Annotated in this window: 15 protein-coding genes, 1 tRNA gene and 2 pseudogenes; 10 read left to right on the forward strand and 8 right to left on the reverse strand. The window is 68.3% G+C overall.

The features are described 5' to 3' along the window. Positions 1–345 precede the first annotated feature (345 nt). A complete protein-coding gene (locus DID98_RS33450; RefSeq protein WP_124572084.1) occupies positions 346–825 on the forward strand; it encodes an SRPBCC domain-containing protein in 480 nt (159 codons plus the stop codon). Positions 826–838: 13 nt separating this feature from the next. Next, positions 839–1291: a nuclear transport factor 2 family protein gene (locus DID98_RS33455; protein ID WP_124572085.1), complete on the forward strand. Its 453-nt coding sequence runs from the start codon at positions 839–841 to the stop codon at positions 1289–1291. Positions 1292–1360: 69 nt separating this feature from the next. Here DID98_RS33455 and DID98_RS33460 read toward each other — a convergent pair whose 3' ends face one another. Genes DID98_RS33460 through DID98_RS33475 form a run of 4 tightly spaced genes read right to left on the reverse strand, consistent with a single transcriptional unit; the run spans position 1361 to position 5496 of the window. Next, positions 1361–2347 (reverse strand): acetyltransferase, encoded by a 987-nt coding sequence (locus DID98_RS33460; RefSeq protein ID WP_124523596.1) that lies wholly within the window; start codon positions 2345–2347, stop codon positions 1361–1363. Positions 2348–2364: 17 nt separating this feature from the next. Beyond that, the gene (locus tag DID98_RS33465) at positions 2365–3156 is read right to left on the reverse strand and encodes an SDR family oxidoreductase (RefSeq protein WP_124572086.1); all 792 of its coding nucleotides are present in this window, start codon (positions 3154–3156) and stop codon (positions 2365–2367) included. 40 nt (positions 3157–3196) lie between these two features. Continuing rightward, a complete protein-coding gene (locus DID98_RS33470) occupies positions 3197–4390 on the reverse strand; it encodes a sulfotransferase (RefSeq protein WP_124572087.1) in 1194 nt (397 codons plus the stop codon). Continuing rightward, positions 4387–5496 (reverse strand): DUF1214 domain-containing protein, encoded by a 1110-nt coding sequence (locus tag DID98_RS33475; protein ID WP_124572088.1) that lies wholly within the window; start codon positions 5494–5496, stop codon positions 4387–4389. The genes DID98_RS33470 and DID98_RS33475 overlap by 4 nt, the downstream gene beginning before the upstream one ends. A gap of 189 nt (positions 5497–5685) precedes the next feature. On the opposite strand from DID98_RS33475, the pseudogene cysD reads away from it, so the two are divergent. From cysD to DID98_RS33500, 6 genes and pseudogenes are all read left to right on the forward strand, one after another. Continuing rightward, positions 5686–6606, forward strand: a pseudogene (cysD, locus tag DID98_RS33480) (sulfate adenylyltransferase subunit CysD); the annotation flags it as partial. After that, positions 6606–8528, forward strand: a complete 1923-nt coding sequence (gene cysN / locus DID98_RS33485; RefSeq protein WP_124572089.1) for a sulfate adenylyltransferase subunit CysN — start codon at positions 6606–6608, stop codon at positions 8526–8528. The pseudogene cysD and the gene cysN, both read left to right, overlap by 1 nt. 134 nt (positions 8529–8662) lie before the next feature. After that, the gene (locus DID98_RS33490; protein WP_124572090.1) at positions 8663–9850 is read left to right on the forward strand and encodes a helix-turn-helix transcriptional regulator; all 1188 of its coding nucleotides are present in this window, start codon (positions 8663–8665) and stop codon (positions 9848–9850) included. 276 nt (positions 9851–10126) lie between these two features. After that, entirely contained in the window at positions 10127–10264 is a 138-nt protein-coding gene (locus DID98_RS36005; protein ID WP_185640923.1) for a hypothetical protein, read from the forward strand. Beyond that, positions 10243–10436, forward strand: a pseudogene (locus DID98_RS36460) (MFS transporter); the annotation flags it as partial. The gene DID98_RS36005 and the pseudogene DID98_RS36460, both read left to right, overlap by 22 nt. Next, positions 10423–11472, forward strand: a complete 1050-nt coding sequence (locus DID98_RS33500; protein WP_124572091.1) for a beta-propeller fold lactonase family protein — start codon at positions 10423–10425, stop codon at positions 11470–11472. The pseudogene DID98_RS36460 and the gene DID98_RS33500, both read left to right, overlap by 14 nt. 85 nt (positions 11473–11557) lie before the next feature. Here DID98_RS33500 and DID98_RS33505 read toward each other — a convergent pair whose 3' ends face one another. After that, complete coding sequence (locus DID98_RS33505) at positions 11558–12595, reverse strand: AraC family transcriptional regulator (RefSeq protein WP_124572092.1); 1038 nt, start codon at positions 12593–12595, stop codon at positions 11558–11560. Positions 12596–12821: 226 nt separating this feature from the next. Here DID98_RS33505 and DID98_RS33510 point away from each other — a divergent pair, with 226 nt between their 5' ends. Continuing rightward, positions 12822–13934, forward strand: a complete 1113-nt coding sequence (locus DID98_RS33510) for a fatty acid desaturase (RefSeq protein WP_124572093.1) — start codon at positions 12822–12824, stop codon at positions 13932–13934. A 65-nt stretch (positions 13935–13999) separates the two neighbouring features. Here the strand turns inward: DID98_RS33510 and DID98_RS33515 are convergent, their stop codons facing one another. After that, entirely contained in the window at positions 14000–14635 is a 636-nt protein-coding gene (locus tag DID98_RS33515) for an HAD family hydrolase (protein ID WP_124489534.1), read from the reverse strand. Between the two features lie 225 nt (positions 14636–14860). Between DID98_RS33515 and DID98_RS33520 the strand changes: the two genes are divergently transcribed. Continuing rightward, positions 14861–14951 (forward strand) — tRNA-Ser (locus DID98_RS33520). A gap of 85 nt (positions 14952–15036) precedes the next feature. Here DID98_RS33520 and DID98_RS33525 read toward each other — a convergent pair. Together DID98_RS33525 and DID98_RS33530 are read right to left on the reverse strand one after the other, a co-directional pair. After that, complete coding sequence (locus tag DID98_RS33525) at positions 15037–17052, reverse strand: sodium:solute symporter family protein (RefSeq protein ID WP_124523739.1); 2016 nt, start codon at positions 17050–17052, stop codon at positions 15037–15039. A gap of 3 nt (positions 17053–17055) precedes the next feature. Then, complete coding sequence (locus tag DID98_RS33530) at positions 17056–17400, reverse strand: DUF4212 domain-containing protein (RefSeq protein WP_124489532.1); 345 nt, start codon at positions 17398–17400, stop codon at positions 17056–17058. Between the last annotated feature and the right edge of the window lie 177 nt (positions 17401–17577).

Genomic DNA, 17577 nt, shown 5'->3' on the forward strand with positions numbered 1-17577 from the left:
AGTGACCGGTATTGTCGCGGCAGGTTCGCGCGATGTCGACGTTCGAACCGCACGGCGTACCGCGCGCGTGCGTCGCGTACCGACGCCGACACCGGATCGCCGGCCCGGTGAAACGCCTTAGTCCGTTCCGACGATTCTTCGCCGCACGCACCGGCCTACGCTCGATGTGGGGTTCGCCGCGATGTGCGACGCGCGCCGGCCGCCGCTCAGCCCCATGCATTGCGCGGCGCGTCCGCCATGCCCGCCGGCGCCGGCGCGACCCGTTCCGGCTGTCGCGGCGCGTACCCGCCCGTGCGGGCGCAGCCGCGGCCCCCTCCGCTCCCTCACTCACATTCGATACCCGCCATGACCAAACCAGCCAATCTCGTCACCTCGATCACCGTCGCGATCGACGCCCCCGCTGCCGTCGTCTGGGAAGTGCTGACCGACTTCCCGCGCTACGGCGAATGGAACACGTTCTGCGTCGGCCTCGAGACGACCGGCCGGATCGGCGACTTCGTGCACATGCAGGTGCGCATTCCCGGCACGGAGACGGTGATTCCCGTCAACGAAATCCTCGTCGCATACGAGCCCGAGCGCCTGCTGTCGTGGGAGCAGCGCCCGACCGACGACAACAAGGACGCCGCGCGCCGCGACCAGTACGTCGAAGCCGACGGCGCCGAGCGCTGCCGCTACTTCACGACGGACCAGTTCCTCGGCCTCAACGCGGAAACGATCATGCGCGAGCACGGCGGCTGGGTGAAACAGGGGTTCGACCAGTGCGCGCGCGACGTGAAGCAGCGCGCGGAAGCGCTGCATGCGGCCCGCCGGCGCAAAAGCGCGTGACGGAGCGCAACCGATGCCAGACCTGCAGACCCTCTCCGATCATCACGACATCCGCGAGCTGATCGTCGCGTACTCGAGCGCGATCGATGCGCGCGACTTCGACGCGCTCGATACCGTGTTCATGCGCGACGCGACGATCGACTATCGCGCGATGGGCGGCATCGCCGGCACGTATCCGGACATCAAGGCTTGGCTGCGCGCCGTGCTGCCGCAGTTCCCGCAGTACCAGCACATGGTCGGCAACCTGTCGATCACGCTCGACGGCGACACCGCGCGCGGCCGCACGATCTGTTTCAATCCGATGGAAGTCGCGCTGCCGGACGGCGGCACGCAGGTGATGTTTCTCGGGCTGTGGTACGTCGACCGGTTCGTGCGCACCGCGCAGGGCTGGCGCATCGCCGAGCGCGTCGAGGAACGCTGCTACGGCCACAACGTGCCGGCCGTGCTTGCGAACGCGACCGGCTGAACAGCGACACGTCGCACGACGCGCGCGCCGTGGCATCGTTGCACGGCGCGCGTGTCGCAGGCCCTCGGGTCAGTCGAGACGGAACGCCGCTTCGAAGCGCGCGGCGAACGCGTCGAATTCGGTTTCCGGCAGATGATTGATGCCGCCCGCGCGCTTGCGCCCGCCACCGGTCGGGAAGCCGCGGCAGAATTCGTCCGCGCCGAGCGCCCGGCCGTCCGGCACGCGCACGCTGACCACGAACCCGCCCTGCGCGCGCGGCGACAGCACCGCGAGCGCCGCATGCGGCGCATTGCGCATCCGCTCGTTCGCGAGCATCCCCGTCGCGCGCCGCGCCCACGGATGATCCGGCATCCTGATCAGCGTCGCGCCCGGCACGTCGCGCAACGGCGCGAGTGCGCCCGCGAGCGCCATGTCGTCGCGATAGCCGTCGCGCAACGCGGCGAACACCGGCGTGTCGCGCACGAAGTCGAGCGGATCGACGCATGGCAGCATCGCGTCGGCCAGCACCGCCGGATCGAAATGCAGGTCGCCGACGCATTCGCCGTAGGCGTTGTAGTTCAGGTAGAGGCCGAGTTCGGCCAGCGTGCCGCGTTCGGCTGCGTCGATCCCGTATGCGCGCGCGAGCGCGTCGCCGAGCGCCGGCAGTTCGTCGCCGAACGCCGCGACGATCGCCCAGCGCACATGCCGGCCGCCGAGACGGCGGTTCACGAGCGCGCTCGTGCAGACGTCGGCGGCCGTGTCGATATACGCGTCGAAACGCGGATCGCCGGGCAGCTCGCCCGCGAAGTGATGGTCGAAGTAGCGAACCGCGGCGCCGTCGCGCAGCAGCCGCGCGCATGCGTCGCGGTTCTGGTCGTGCGACACGTCGAGCACGGTCACGCGGTCGCCGGCCCGCGCGTCGATGCGCTCGAGCAGCCTGATGTCGCGCTTCACGCCGGTCACGAGCGTGCCGCGTTCGCCCTCCGCGAGCCGCAGCTGCTGCAGCGCGCAGAGGCCGTCCGCATCGCCGTTGAACGCGAAGAAATGCCGCCCCTGTTCCTGTTGTCGTTCCTGCATGATCCGTTGCTCCGTCCTCAGGGCATGAAATCGCCGCCGTTCGCGTCGAGCGTCGCGCCGGTCACCGCGTTCGCGTAATCCGACGCGAGGAACAGCGCCGCGCGCGCGCAGTCGTCATCGGTCGGCAGCTTCGCGAGCGCGATGTTCGACGCGATCGGCGCGATGATCGCCTCCTCCGTCGTGCCGTACTCGGCGGCCGCCTGCCGGAAATACGTCTGCGTCGGCACGCCCCACATCCAGCCCATGTGGATGCTGTTCGCGCGGATTCCGTGCACGCCAAGCTCGCGCGCCAGGTATTTTGCCGCAACCGCGAGCGCGCCCTTCGATACAGCGTAGCCCGCTTCCCCTGCAAACGGCTTGCGGGTCGCCTGCGTGTTGATCATCACGATCGCGCCGCGCTTCTGCCGCTTCATGTGCGGCACGATTTCCTGCGTGAGCGTCATCGTGCCGAACACGTTGGTGTCGAACACCGCGCGCCAGCCGTCGAGATCGGCTTCCTCGACCGGCTCCGGGAACGTGCCGTGCGCGAACGCGCTGTTCACGAGCGCGTCGATCCGGCCGAAGCGCTCGACCGCCTGCGTCGCGAGCTGCCGGCACTGCGCGCGCTCGGCGATGTCGGTGCGTACCTTCAGCACGTCGCACGCGACGCCGAGTGCGCGGATCCGTGCTTCCGCGTCGTCGAGCTTGTCCATCGTGCGTGCCGCGACGACCACGCCGCGCGCGCCCTCGCGTGCCGCCTCGACGGCGAGCTTCACACCGAGCCCCGGCCCGATCCCTGAAATCACGACGATCTTGTCCTTCAGCAACATGGGTTGTCTCCTGGTTGTCGTTCGTCTCGCGGGCGCGCCGTCAGCCGGCCGCCCGCAAGTGCCGCGCGCGATACGCGGCGAAGTCGTGCGCCAGTTGCGCATCGGTGAAGCCGAAGCGCGCGATCGAGTAATCGTGCGCGGCGCGCTTGTCGCGGCCGTTGCGCGCCATCCAGGCCGTCATCGCCGCGCGCTGCGGCGCATCGAGCGACATGCCCGCGAAGCGATACACGGCTTCGGTCACGCCGAGCGGATCCGACACCGTGTCCTCGAAACGCACGTCGAGAAAGCGCTCGGCCGGCAGCGCGTCGCGCGCCGTCATCGCCGCGCCGATCGCGCGCGCCATGCCGGCGTTCCACTGCGCGCCTACCGTGCGCGGATCGGGGTCGTCCGCATACATCTGCCACAGCGTGTGCGCCATGCTCGCCATCGACGGAATCGTCTGCTCCGGGTCGCGATGCGTGAGCACGACCTGTGCCCGCGGAAACACGCGGCACAGCACGTCGAGCGCATGCAGATGCTGCGGCGTCTTCAGCAGCCAGCGCGCGGCCGCTGCGACGCCGCGTTGCGCCTTCTGCCACTGCAGGAACTGCAGCATCCGCTTCAGGTACGTATAGACCGGCGTCAGGTCCTGCTTCGCGAGCCACGCCGTATAGCCCGGCACGTTCGCGTACGAATCCATCGCGCACACGAACGAATGCTCCATCAGCATGAACTCCTCGTCGGCGAGCATCGCGTCGAGCGGATGGATCGCGAGGATCTGCGGAATGCAGTCGATCATCGTCGCGACCTCGGCCTGCGCGCGCGCGATGCGCACGCTCGGCGCGTCGAGCGTCTCGCCGGCGAGCGGCGCCGGATAGCGCGTTTCCCACCACGCGGCCGAATAAAAGCGCGGATCGACCGCGAGCAGCCGCTGCAGCAGCGTCGTGCCGGTGCGCGGCAGCCCGACGATCACGAGCGGATCGTCGATCTCGATGTCGGCGATCTCCGGATGACGGCCGAAGTAATCCTCGATAACGAGCCGGTTCACGAGCTGGCCGACGAGTTTCTCGCGCATCATCGCCACACCGCGCGCCGACAGCTTCGCTTCGTCGATCAGCGATGCGCACATCACGTCGAGCGCCTCGCGATACGGGCCGTCGCCGAACGCGGTGAGGCCGCCCGTGCGCGACACGGCCTCGGCGATCAGCGCGTCGGCGTCGAGCTGGGTGCGGATCGGGTCGAGCGGCGCGTTCATGCGGCCTCCTTCAGCGCGGCCAGCTTGACGACGCGCGTGCGCGGATGCACCGGCTGCGCGGCGCCGACCCAGCGCCAGCAGATCGTGCCGGTGCGATGCCCGGCCGTATCGAGCCAGTTCGCGCCAACCGGCCGCGACGCGGCGACCACCACCGTCACGCCGCCATCCGCATTCAGCCGCGCGCTGTGCTTGTTCACGCAGATGTCGAAGTGCCGATAGTCGAGCGACTCCATCCAGTAATTGTTGATCTGCACGTTCCAGAAATCGCAGTCGGGCACGGTGTCGACGACGATCACCAGCGCCTCGTCGTCGGCGAGCGACCAGCACGAGTGGTAGTAGTAGATGTTCGGATCGCCACCGACCGACTGGCACAGCGCCTGGTCCGCAGGCGGCAGCGCGTTTACGTGCGAGCCGTAGCTCGCGGCCCAGTCGGCGAACAGCTTCGCCGTCTGCTCGACGAACTGTGCGGCGCGCGTGAGGCCGCCCTGCAGCACGAGCGGATCGAGCGGCGCCGGGCGATCGTGCGCGCCGATGCGTTCGATCTTCAATTGCGCGGGCGTCTCCGCGCGCCGGTCGAGGAAAGTCTGACGCACCAGCAGCGCGTTCGTGCCCGGCTCCATGCGCACCCAGTTGCCCGCGCGCGGCGTTTCGCTCAGCACGATCTCGAAGCTGCCGTCCGGCGCGAGCTCGAGCTGCTTCGCGTCGAGAAACCCGGTCTGCAGCATCTTGCCGTCCGTCTCGTAACCGCCCTTCTGCGTGCCGAAGCTCAGGTATGCGACCGTGCCGCGCCGCCCCGTCACACGATATTCGCAGCGGCCGTCGAGGCGCGCGTACTGGTACAGGTTGTCGGGATTGTCGGCGCCGATCTTCGCGGTCTCGTGCGACGGCGAGAAGAAGCCGGGCCACGCGCCGTCCGCGAACTCGACGTGCATTTCGAGCGCGATGCGCATCAGCCGGCTCAGGTAGCGGAATCCTTCCGCGCGCGTGAGCGGATCGTCCGGCGCCTCGGCGCGCAGGATCTGCTCGCCGCTGCGTTTCAGGGTGTCGCAGAAATCGGCCCAGGTCTGGCCCGAAAGCAATTGCGTGGCGCGTGTGTCGTCCGTCATGTGTCGTCTCCGCCGATGGTCGAGCGCTCACCTTAAGCGAGCGCCTCGCGCGCCACTTCGTCCGGGTGGACTAAGGAAAGATCCGCTGCCCGCCGCGCCGCGTGTTAGTCCACCCGGACGAAGAACGGCACCGCCCTCGCTCGATACCGTTGGCGTCATGCACGAAACGCCGCACATGTCGCGCGGCGCCGGCATGCAACAAGGAGACGAACGATGTTGACCCACTTGGAGCGACTGGAGGCCGAAAGCATCCACATCATGCGCGAGGTGGTCGCGGAAAGCGAAAACCCGGTGATGCTCTATTCGATCGGCAAGGACAGCTCGGTCATGCTGCATCTCGCGATGAAGGCCTTCTACCCGGCGAAGCCGCCCTTTCCGCTGCTGCACGTCGATACGACGTGGAAGTTCCGCGAGATGATCGCGTTTCGCGACGAGACGGCCGCGCGCCTCGGACTCGACCTGCGCGTGCACGTGAACCCCGACGGCGTCGCGAACGACATCAATCCGTTCACGCACGGCTCGGCCGTGCACACCGACGTATGGAAAACGCAGGGGCTCAAGCAGGCGCTCGACCACTACGGTTTCGACGCCGCGTTCGGCGGCGCGCGCCGCGACGAGGAGAAATCGCGCGCGAAGGAGCGCATCGTGTCGCTGCGCTCGGAGCAGCACCGCTGGGATCCGAAGCGCCAGCGTCCCGAACTCTGGTCGCTGTACAACGCGCGCAAGCGCCGCGGCGAAAGCCTGCGCGTGTTCCCGATTTCCAACTGGACCGAGCTCGACATCTGGCAATACATCCGGCTGCACGACATTCCGATCGTTCCGCTCTACTACGCGAAGGAGCGGCCGGTGGTCGAGCGCGACGGCGCGCTGATCATGGTCGACGACGAACGCCTGCCGCTGCGCGACGGCGAAGTGCCGCAGACGCGCAAGGTGCGCTTTCGCACGCTCGGCTGCTATCCGCTGACGGGCGCGATCGACAGCGATGCGAGCTCGCTCGACGACATCCTGCAGGAGATGCGCGACACGCGCACGTCCGAGCGCCAGGGACGACTGATCGACAGCGATTCGGCCGGTTCGATGGAAAAGAAGAAACAGGAGGGATATTTCTGATGGCACACGTTCTCACGGCGCGCGACACGCGCGCACACGCGACATCCGCGACGCCCGACACTCACGCCGACGATGCGCAAACGACGGACCTGCTGCGCTTCATCACGTGCGGCAGCGTCGACGACGGCAAGAGCACGCTGATCGGCCGCCTGCTCTACGAATCGAACCTGCTGTTCGACGATCAGTTGACCCAGCTCGAAGCCGATTCGAAGAAGGTCGGCACGCAAGGCGGCGAACTCGATTTCGCGCTGCTCGTCGACGGCCTGTCGGCCGAGCGCGAACAGGGCATCACGATCGACGTCGCGTACCGCTTCTTCGCGACCGCGCGACGCAAGTTCATCGTCGCCGATACGCCCGGCCATGAGCAGTACACGCGCAACATGATCACTGGCGCGTCGACCGCCGATTTCGCGGTGATCCTGATCGACGCGCGCAAGGGCGTGCTCACGCAAACGCGCCGCCACAGCCATCTCGTCGCGCTGATCGGCATCAAGCGCGTCGTGCTCGCAATCAACAAGATGGACCTGGTCGACTACGACCGCGCCGTGTTCGAGCGTATCGACGCCGACTACCGCGCGTTCGCGGCCGAACTCGGCCTCGACGAAATCGTCAGCATTCCGATGTCCGCGCTGCGCGGCGACAACGTGATCACATCGAGCGCTCGGATGCCGTGGTACGCGGGCCCGTCGCTGATGCGGCATCTCGACACGCTGCCGCTCGTCGAGCGCGTGACGCGCGACGAACCGTTCCGCCTGCCCGTGCAATGGGTCAACCGTCCGCACCTGAACTTCCGCGGTTATGCCGGCAGCATCGCATCGGGCGAAGTGCGCGTCGGCGAACGCGTGCGCGTGCTGCCGTCCGGCAAGGAGAGCCGCGTTGCGTCGGTGATCACGCCGGCCGGCGAAGCCGATGTCGCGCGCGCCGGCGAAGCGGTGACGCTCACGCTCGCCGACGAGATCGACGTGAGCCGCGGCGACATGCTCGCGCGCGCCGACGCGCCGCCGGAAGTCGCCGACCAGTTCGAGGCGACGCTCGTGTGGATGCACGACGAACCGCTGCTGCCGGGCCGGCCGTATCTCGTGAAGCTCGGCACGCAGACGGTCGGCGCGACCTGCGCGACGCCGAAGTACAAGATCGACGTGAACACGCGCGAGCATCTCGCCGCGCGCACGCTCGCGCTGAACGAGATCGGCGTGTGCAACCTGAGCTTCGACCGGCCCGTCGCGTTCGATCCGTACGACCTGAATCGCCACACCGGCGGCTTCATCGTGATCGACCGCTTCACCAACGACACGGTCGGCGCCGGGATGCTGCACTTCGCGCTGCGCCGCGCGCACAACGTGCACTGGCAGGCCGTCGACGTCGACCGCGACGCGCGCGCGGTGCAGAAGGCGCAGACGCCGCGCATCGTATGGCTGACCGGGCTGTCGGGCGCGGGCAAGTCGACGATCGCGAACCTCGTCGAGCGGCGCCTGCATGCGCTCGGCAAGCACACGTACCTGCTCGACGGCGACAACGTGCGGCACGGCCTGAACCGCGATCTCGGCTTCACCGAGGCCGATCGCGTGGAGAACATCCGGCGCGTGGCCGAAGTCGCGCGGCTGATGCTCGATGCCGGGCTCATCACGCTCGTGTCGTTCATCTCGCCGTTCCGCGCGGAACGCGACATGGCGCGCGCGCTGGTTCGTCCCGACGAGTTCGTCGAAGTGTTCGTCGACACGCCGCTCGCGGTCGCCGAGGAACGCGATCCGAAGGGGCTGTACAAGAAGGCGCGCAAGGGCGAACTGAAGCACTTCACGGGAATCGACTCGCCGTACGAGCCGCCGGCGCAGCCGGAACTGCGCATCGATACGGTGGCCGAGTCGCCGGAGGCCGCGGCGGAACGCATCGTCGCGTACCTGCTGCGCGAACGCACCGCGTAAGCGGCGCCGGGGGCTACGCACGCTGCGTCGCTCCGGCACGGCCCGCGTCGTCTACTCCGTTCGGATGACGCGGGCGGCTGGCCGGTCGGTATGCTGGCTCGGGAGCATTCACCCCGACCCAGGAGAACACGAGCATGCGGATCGCGCTGGCGCCCGGCGACACGGCCGCACACGACAGCTTCGACGACGCGGCATGGACGGCCCGCGAACTCGGCGCGTGGCTCGGGCTCGTCTATCAGGGCCCGTCCGAGACGACGCCTTGGGCGGGCTTTCTCGAAGCGATGCGCGTGCGGCTCGACGCGAGCTTCACGACGCTCGTGCTGCGCAGCCCGCGCGGCACGCGGCGCGGGCTCATCATCAACGCATCGACCCACGGCCCGCTGCTGCCCGGCGAACCATCGTACAGCGAAGAGTTCTACGCGCTGTGCCCGTTTCTCGACCACCCGCCCGGCCAGGTGTTCACGGCCGACACGCTGTTCGGCGCGACGCGCTGGTGCGCGCACGATTTCTACCGGCAATACCTGCAGCCGCTCGACCTGCGCTTCATCCTCGGCGCGAATCTGCGCGGCGAGCGCGGCGTCGAGTGCGCGTTCTTCGTGAGCCGCCCGCATCATGCGCGCGACTTCGACGCGGCCGAACGCGCGCAGGTCGCGACGCTGCTGCCGCACCTGCAGCGCGCGGTCGAGCTGCACGCGGCGCTCGACGTGCTCGACGCCGAACGCGCGCTGTACGCGGGCACGGTCGACCGGCTCGACGTCGGCACCGCGATCCTCGACGAGGACGGTCGCGTGATCAAGCACAACCGCATCGCCGAGCGGCTGTTCGAGCAGCAGGACGGCCTGTGCCTGCGCCAGGAGCGGCTCCATGCATCGTGCCCGCTCGACGAGCGCCGGCTGCAGAAGGCGCTGCAGGCCGCGCTCGAGCATTTCCGCGCGGGTGCGCTCGGCCGCATCGAGGCCACCACGCTGTCGCGCCCCGGCGGCGCGATGCCGTTGAACGTGCTGCTGCGCCCGCTCGCGCCCTTTCACGGCGCGGAGGACCGCCAGCACCGGCCGGCCGTCGCGGTGTTCGTCCGCGATCCGGCGTCGTCGCCGCAGACCTCGCGCGACATGCTGCACCGGCTGTTCCGCCTCACGCCGATGGAAACCGAGATCGCGCTGCTGCTCGTCGACGGCCTGACGCTCGACGAAGCGGCCGCAGCGACCGGCATCACGAAGAACACCGCCCGTGCGCATCTGCGCGGAATCTTCGCGAAGACGGGCGCGACGCGGCAGGCCGTGCTCGTGAAGATGCTGCTGAACAGCGTCGTGTCGATGGCATAGCGGGCCGCGTAAGAAGCCGGCAGGTTGCCGGGGCGAAGGGCGCCGCAGGGCAGGACCGAACGGCACGCCTGCCCACTCATGTCATCCGTCATCAGATGTGATTGCGCACGGAGACAACCTCCCGGCATTTCCCGATATTCGGATATATTCCGGGTAAACCCGCGACGTCATATCAGGATCTTAGGCGTAGCATGTCATACGACAACATACTACCTAGATCCCCACCCGACGCGAACGCGGGCCGCTGCCCCGTTCGCCGCCCGCCCGGAGACTCCCTTGACCTCGCCCGCCCTGCCCGGCCGCGCCCCGCTCGCATCCGCCACCTCGAAAGTGAAATGGCACGTGCCGCCGCTCGTGCCGATCATGTTCATCGCGAACGATATCGACCGCTGCCGACGGCCTTCGGCTATCTGAAGCAACATACGGGTTCGATCGCGGGCGGCCGGGATGCGCTCGCGATCGCGTTCCTAGTCGCCACGGTCGCCGCGCCGTTCGCGCGCACGCGCCGCGCAGCGATCCGCCGCGCGGCCTGCCGACCGACGAGTCCTTCACGCACACCGCAATGCTCCGCCATGCCGAACACTGACCGCCTGACCGTCGTCGTCCCGAATGCCGTCGACGGCGACCTCGCCACGTTCTCGCTCACGTCCGACGGCACGCTCGCGCCGCTCGCCCGCTACCCGGCCGGCGACGTCGCGATGCCGGTCGCGGTGCAGCCCGATCGCGCGCGGCTGTACGTCGCGACGCGCGGCGAGCAGCCGACGATCGTCGCATTCCGCGTCGCCGCAGCCACCGGCGCGCTCGCCCGCATCGGCGCGACCGCGATCGACGCGAGCCTCGCCTACCTGTCGCTCGACCGCAGCGGCCGCTGGCTGCTCGGCGCGTCGTACGGCGGCCATTCGTTGAGCCTCTACGACGCCGCGCGCGTGCGCGACGGCGACGGCGCAGCGCTGCAGGTCGCGCACGGCATCGCGAACGCACATGCGGTCGTCGTGTCGCCGGACAACCGCTTCGCGTACGTGAGCTCGCTCGGCTCGGACCGGATCTTCACGTTCGCGCTGATCGAGGATGCCGGCGGCCTGCGTGCGGTCGAGCACGGCGAAACGCGCGTGCCGGGCGGCTTCGGGCCGCGCCACCTGCGCTTCGCGCGCGACGGCCGGATGCTGGTCGCGGTCGGCGAATTCCAGGCCACGCTCGCGACCTTCGCGCGCGACGCCGACAGCGGCCGCCTCGGCGACGCACGGGTCAGCGCGCGCCACCCGGCCGTCGCCGGCCTCGCGCAAGGCCATGCGCGCCCGCCCGCGCCGACCGGGCCCGCCGTGTGGGCTGCCGATCTCCACCTGACGCCCGACGAGCGCTTCGCGTATGTGAGCGAACGCACGTCGAGCCAGTTGCTCTGCTATCGCCGCGATGCGGACGGCGCCTTCGACCCCGTACACGCGACGGCCACCGAAACGCAGCCGCGCGGCTTCGCGATCGATCCGTCGGGACGCTGGCTCGTCGCATGCGGCGAGCAGTCGGAATACGTGTCGGTGTACGCGATCGCGCCGGACGACGGCACGCTGGCGTTGCACGCACGCGTGCCGGGCGGCCGCGGGGCGAACTGGGTGGCGATCGTCTGACGGGGCCATCGACCGATGGATCCAATGATCGATTCATCGACGCCGGGCGCACGACCGGCACCGGCCCGCGCCGCCCGGCGCGGCGTCAGCGCCGCTCGCTCGGCGCGACGCCGGTCCAGCGCTTGAACGCACGCGTGAAATTCGCGCGGTCGGTATAGCCGACCCGCGCCGCGATCTCGTCGACCGGCAGGCGCGTGCCCTCGAGCAGCCGGAGCGCATCGCGCAGCCGGATCTCGTCGAGCAGCGCCGAATAGGTCGCACCGAATTCCGCGAGCTTGCGTTTGAGCGTGCGCGCTGACACATGCAGTTCGCGCGCGATTTCGTCCACCGACGGATAACCGGTCTCGCCGCAGATCAGCAGGTTGCGCACGCGCTCGACGATGCTTTCCGCATAGCCGAGCCGCGCGAGTTCGGCCTCGCATTGCTGGACAATCATCTGCGCGGTCTGCGCGTTCGCGGTGCCGATCGGCTCGTCGAGCAGCGCGGCGTCGCAGCGGATACGGTTCGCGCTCGCGTCGAAATGACAGCGTGGCAGCCGCGCGCGATAGCGCTCGAACCACGGCGGCTCGGGCCATTCGAAATGCAGCTCCGCACGCGACTGCAGCGTGCGCCCCGGCGCGGGATCGAGCAGCGAGTTGAACAGGACCGCCGTCTCGACCAGGAAGTTCTCCACCGCGAACTGGCGCAACCGGCCGAGCGGAAACGCCTCGAGCACGTCGATGTCGACGATCCCGTCGAGCTCAGCGAGCCGCACCGAAAAGAACGGCACGCGCGTCGGCAGGTAGCGGATGCCGAGCGCGATCGCCTCGCCGAGCGTTGCGCAACTCATCAGCCCGAAGCCGATCAGCCCCGATTTCGTGAGGCTGCTGCGCAGGCCGATCTCGATCGCGATCGACGGATCGTCCGTCGCCTCGAGCAGGTTGAAGACGATCGCCGCCTGCTGCTGCGGCGTGATGCGTGCGTCGGGCTGCGCGAGCCGCTCGCGCTCGACGCCCGAGCCGGCGAGAATCCGGCCGCCATCGATGCCACGCTCCTCGGCGAGCATCAGCATGAACAGCGCATACGCGGACGATACCGTCGCCTTGTTCAGCTGGCGCGCGGCATCCGGGGCGGACAGGGCCATGCGGCGGACTCCGGAGCGGTTTCGGCGGATTGTAGCGCTGCTGGCCCGTAATGACACCGCAGCGGCATTCTAGCCGCCCGATGCGGCATCGCACGCCCGTGCACCGGCCACCGTGACCCGAAATGACACCATCATTGGCACCGGCGGCCCTCGCGTGCGCTCCGGGGCGCGCCTATGCTTGTCACATCGGCATTGCGCCCCACTCTTTCCGCACGGATTCCGGTCGATGAGCCAACCCGCACGAACCGTCTTTCGCCACGACGCCGACAAGGTCGCGTATGTCCGCCGCGAGGTCAACGCCGCGAGCGACGCGATCCGCGCGCGCTTTCCGCTGCTCGACAACCAGAACCTCGTCGGCGCGACCGTGATGGCCGTGTCGGTGGGCGCGATGCTCGCGATCGCGTGGCTGTATGCGCGCGGCGCGATCGCGTGGTACGTCGCGTTGCCGCTCGCCGCGTTCGTCACGTCGCTGATCCACGAACTCGAGCACGACCTGATCCACCTGATGTACTTCAAGAAGACGCCGTGGGCCTATCACCTGATGATGGCGCTGTGCTGGCTCACGCGGCCGGGCACGATCAACCCGTGGACGCGCCGGCGCATGCACCTGCATCACCACAAGGTATCGGGCGGCGAATCGGATCTCGAGGAATTCGGCATCACCAACGGCGAACGCTGGGGCGTGAAGCGCCTGCTGATGATCGCGGACGGCATGGTCGCCGTCGTGCTGCGGCCGGATGCGATGCGCCGCAAGGTCAAGCAGTACGTGGCCGCGCAGCCGGTGCAGGATGCGGCCGAGCGCGCGCAGTTGCGCATCGAGCAGGTATCGTCCTACATGCCGGTCGGTCACGCGTACTACGCGCTGTGGCACGCGTTCATCGTGTATCACGCCGGCCTGTTCGCGCTGCATGCGTTCGGCTACGCGGTGACCGTGCCGGCCGTCGTCGAGCGCGTGATGAGCGTCGTCGATTTCCTCGCGGTCGTGTGGCTCGGGCCGAACTTCGTGCGCAGCTTCTGCATCAACTTCGTCAGCTCGAACATGCATTATTTCGGCGACATCGATTCGCGCAACGTGATCCAGCAGACCCAGGTGCTCAACCCGTGGTGGATGCTGCCGTTCCAGCTGTTCTGCTTCAACTTCGGCAGCACGCACGCGATCCATCACTTCGTGGTGCGCGATCCGTTCTACATCCGGCAGCTGACCGCGCGCACCGCGCATGCGGCGCTGCGTGAAGTCGGCGTGCGGTTCAACGATGTCGGCACGTTCAGGCGCGCCAATCGCTGGGGCGCGTATCGTCCGATTCGCGGTGCGCGCGGCGCGCAGCGCGCCGACGCGTAACGGCGGGCGGCGCGGCTCTCCGCGCGGGTCCCGTCAGTCGGTCAGTCGGTCAGTCGATTAGCTGGTCAGTCGGTCAGTCCTTCAGCGCCGATCGCCGGCATCGGTCCCTGCCCGCGGATCCATGCCCGATTCGCGAGTTCGGCCATTTCCTTGTCGCCGCGGCTGTCGCCGTACGCGAACAGCTTCGCGGGCGGCTGATTTCCCCACCAGCCGCGCAAGCGCACGACCTTCTGCGGGCCCCAGCAGTTCTCGCCGTTCAGCCGCCCGGCAAACGCGCCGCGCTCGAACGCGAGGCGCGTCGCGAGCACCGTGCCGATGCCGACCGTCTTCGCCCACTTCTCCAGATACAGCGACGGCGACGCGCTGACCAGCACCACTTCATGCCCGCGCGCCTGATGCTCGCGCACCCGTTCCAGCATGTCCGGACGCACGAGGTTCGGCAGATAACCATCGACGAAGCGGCGCGCGAGCGCGTCGAGCGCGTCCTCGCGGATCGGCCCGAACGCGAACCAAGCGAACTTCGCCTTCGCATCGCCGCGCGACAAGAGGCCCGCCTTCATCGCGACGATCCACGGCAGCGCGCGCAGCCCGGCCCATGCGAAACGCGGCGTGCCGACCGCGTAGCGGACGAAATGACGGAAGCTGTCGGTGGTCGTGATGGTGCCGTCGAAATCGAATGCGGCAACGATGCGGTCGGTCATGGAGAGGCGGGGAAAGCGGTGAGATGCCCGGGAAGATAGCAGAGTCGGGACGCCGTGCGTGCGGGCGCGGGCGTGAGTTGAGGGCACGGCTCTTCCGCGGCGGCTGCATTCGGACGACGCAGGGCCGCCGCGCGAGCCGCGGGAGGCGGCTTCCCGGTTAATTTCAGTGGCTCGCCAAAGAGAGTGGCGGGAGGCCGCCAGAGTTTGCTATACTTTCGGTCTTCCGGAGAGATGGATGAGTGGTTTAAGTCGCACGCCTGGAAAGCGTGTATAGGTTAATCGCCTATCGGGGGTTCGAATCCCCCTCTCTCCGCCAGAACGCAGGAAGCCCCTTGATTCCCCTGAGAAATCAAGGGGCTTTCTTTTTCCCGCCACGATGCCCCCCATCCAGCGCCTTCGCGTCACGGATGCCGAATGTAATCCACCAACGCCCGCGTATACTCATCCGGCTGCCGATCTAACAGGCTGACTGCGATCGCCACCGCGAACCCCGCCGGCACGCCGAACACGCCTGAACTGATCGGCTCGATCCCGAACCACGTCTGCCCGGCGAATCCGGTGAGCTGCGTGAAGTACGGATAAGTCGACACGATGTAGTACACGCACACCGCGAGCCCCGTCACCATCCCGGCGATCGCACCGCGCGTCGTCGTGCGTTTCCAGAACACCCCAAGCACGAGCACCGGAAAGAAACTCGACGCCGCGAGCGAAAACGCCGCCCCGACCAGAAACAGGATCTTCCCGGTATTGAGCGACGCGACATACGACGCGAACAGCGCGACACCGAGCAGCAAGACCTTCGAGATCGTCACGCGCCGCTGGCTCGACGCATCCGGCGCGACCATGCAGTAATAGACGTCGTGCGACAACGCATTCGCGATCGTCAGCAGCAACCCGTCCGCGGTCGACAGCGCGGCAGCCAGCGCACCGGCCGCGATCAGCCCCGACACGACATACGGCAACCCTGCGATCTCCGGCGCGGCGAGCACGACCATGTCCGGCTGCATCTGGATCTCGGACCAGTGCACGATGCCGTCGCGAACCACCTCGACGACGCTGATCAGGTCCGGCTCGAAGTGATGCCACTGCGTGACCCACGCGGGCAATTCAGCGGTCGGCCGCCCGACGAGGTTGGTCAGAATCTCGTACTTGATCATCACCGCGAGCACCGGCACGCTCAGGTAGAACAGCGCGATGAAGAACAGCGTCCAGCCGACCGAGCGCCGCGCGGATGCGACCGACGTCGTCGTGTTGTAGCGCGTGAGGATGTGCGGCAGGCTCGCGGTGCCGAGCGACAGGCACAGCAACAACGCAAGGAAATTCCGCTCGCGCGGCTTGCGGTCGTCGTCGTTCGCCGCGGGAAACGGCTCGTGCATCGGCACGGGCGGCTCGGCGCGTGCCAGCAGGTCGTCGCGTGCCTGTGTCCACGTCACGCGCGCCGCCGTCGGGTCGCGCGGAAAGTCCGCCAGTTCGCGCTCGCGCTGGTTGATCTCGCGCAGCGGCCCGTTGTGGCGCCGCAGGTCCGCGAGCTGGTCGACGAGTTGCCGGCGTGCATCCGCATACGATGCGGGCAAGCGATCGAGCTGCGCCTGCACGGCCGCCGCCTGCCGGCGATACGCATCGCGCACCTGCTGCTCCTCGGCCGCGTCGCGCAGCTGCGCCTCACGCGCCGCCACGCGTTCCATCAGCTTGCCGTAATTGAACTGCGGCACCGGCCCGAGCCCGTTCTTCATCGCGATCAGCGACACGGGAATCAGGATCGCGCTGATCAGGATGATGTACTGCGCGACCTGCGTCCACGTGACCGCGCGCATTCCGCCGAGAAACGAACACACGAGAATGCCCGCGAGCCCGCAGAAGATCCCGATCGCGAAATCGACGCCGATGAAGCGCGTCGCGATCAGCCCGATCCCCTGGATCTGCGCGACCAGATAGACGAACGAGCACAGGATCGCCGCGCCGGCCGCGAGCGCGCGCACGGCGGTGCTCGAAAAGCGCGTGCCGAGGAAATCGGGAATCGTGTAGCGCGCGAGCTTACGCACGTACGGCGCAAGCAGGAACGCAACGAGGCAGAACCCGCCGGTCCACCCCATCACGTACGCGAGCGCATCGTAGCCGGTTGCGTAGAGCGAGCCGGCAAGGCCGATGAACGACGCCGCCGACAGCCAGTCGGCCGCCGTCGCCATCCCGTTGAACGCGGATGGGACGCGCCGCCCGGCCACGTAGTATTCGACGAGATCGGACGTGCGCGACAGCAGCCCGATCACCGCATACACGGCGATCGGCACGAACAGGAACACATAGCCGATCCACACGCCGGAGCCGGTCGCGCGCTCGATCCGCCACAGCAGCAGCACGAACCCGAGAAAGCCGAGTGTGTAAAGCGCGTACGCGCGAATCAGTCGATGCGTCAGCATGGATCAGCGAGCATGGTGCGCATTGCCCGCGTGCGCGGCATGTTCGTCGTACGCGCGCCGCAGCATGCGGTCCGCGCGTTGCATCAAGCCGATGTAGACGACGATCAGCACGAGATACACGAGAATCGCGCCCTGCGCACCGACATAGAACGGCAGGCTGAAACCGGCGAAGCGAATGCCCGCGAGCGCGGGCGCGAAGAACGGCACGACGAACGACACAGTGAAGCCGATCGCCATCAGCACCAGGATCAATGCGACGTTGAAGCGCCAATAGCGCGCATGCGCACGCGCGAGCGGCTCGGGAACGGGCGGCGGCGCGGCAGGCGCCGGACGGTGCGGAACGGTCATGCCGTTATTTAGCAAAAAGCCCCTGCGCAGGCAATCGGGATTGCCGCGCAGGGGCCCGTGCGCGCAACGTGCGCAACAGGCGCGATCAGCGCACTTCGGCGAGCTGCTCGAGGATCGCCGGGTTCTCGAGCGTGGACGTGTCCTGCGTGATCGCCTCGCCCTTCGCGAGCGAGCGCA

This window comes from Burkholderia sp. Bp8984 (assembly GCF_003853755.1).
GTDB lineage: Bacteria > Pseudomonadota > Gammaproteobacteria > Burkholderiales > Burkholderiaceae > Burkholderia.

Coding starts and splice junctions, on each gene's coding strand:
- DID98_RS33450 (WP_124572084.1), top strand. CDS start 346: ATGACCAAACCAGCCAATCTCGTCACCTCGATCACCGTCGCGATCGAC.
- DID98_RS33455 (WP_124572085.1), top strand. CDS start 839: ATGCCAGACCTGCAGACCCTCTCCGATCATCACGACATCCGCGAGCTG.
- DID98_RS33460 (WP_124523596.1), bottom strand. CDS start 2,347: ATGCAGGAACGACAACAGGAACAGGGGCGGCATTTCTTCGCGTTCAAC.
- DID98_RS33465 (WP_124572086.1), bottom strand. CDS start 3,156: ATGTTGCTGAAGGACAAGATCGTCGTGATTTCAGGGATCGGGCCGGGG.
- DID98_RS33470 (WP_124572087.1), bottom strand. CDS start 4,390: ATGAACGCGCCGCTCGACCCGATCCGCACCCAGCTCGACGCCGACGCG.
- DID98_RS33475 (WP_124572088.1), bottom strand. CDS start 5,496: ATGACGGACGACACACGCGCCACGCAATTGCTTTCGGGCCAGACCTGG.
- cysN (WP_124572089.1), top strand. CDS start 6,606: ATGGCACACGTTCTCACGGCGCGCGACACGCGCGCACACGCGACATCC.
- DID98_RS33490 (WP_124572090.1), top strand. CDS start 8,663: ATGCGGATCGCGCTGGCGCCCGGCGACACGGCCGCACACGACAGCTTC.
- DID98_RS33500 (WP_124572091.1), top strand. CDS start 10,423: ATGCCGAACACTGACCGCCTGACCGTCGTCGTCCCGAATGCCGTCGAC.
- DID98_RS33505 (WP_124572092.1), bottom strand. CDS start 12,595: ATGGCCCTGTCCGCCCCGGATGCCGCGCGCCAGCTGAACAAGGCGACG.
- DID98_RS33510 (WP_124572093.1), top strand. CDS start 12,822: ATGAGCCAACCCGCACGAACCGTCTTTCGCCACGACGCCGACAAGGTC.
- DID98_RS33515 (WP_124489534.1), bottom strand. CDS start 14,635: ATGACCGACCGCATCGTTGCCGCATTCGATTTCGACGGCACCATCACG.
- DID98_RS33525 (WP_124523739.1), bottom strand. CDS start 17,052: ATGCTGACGCATCGACTGATTCGCGCGTACGCGCTTTACACACTCGGC.
- DID98_RS33530 (WP_124489532.1), bottom strand. CDS start 17,400: ATGACCGTTCCGCACCGTCCGGCGCCTGCCGCGCCGCCGCCCGTTCCC.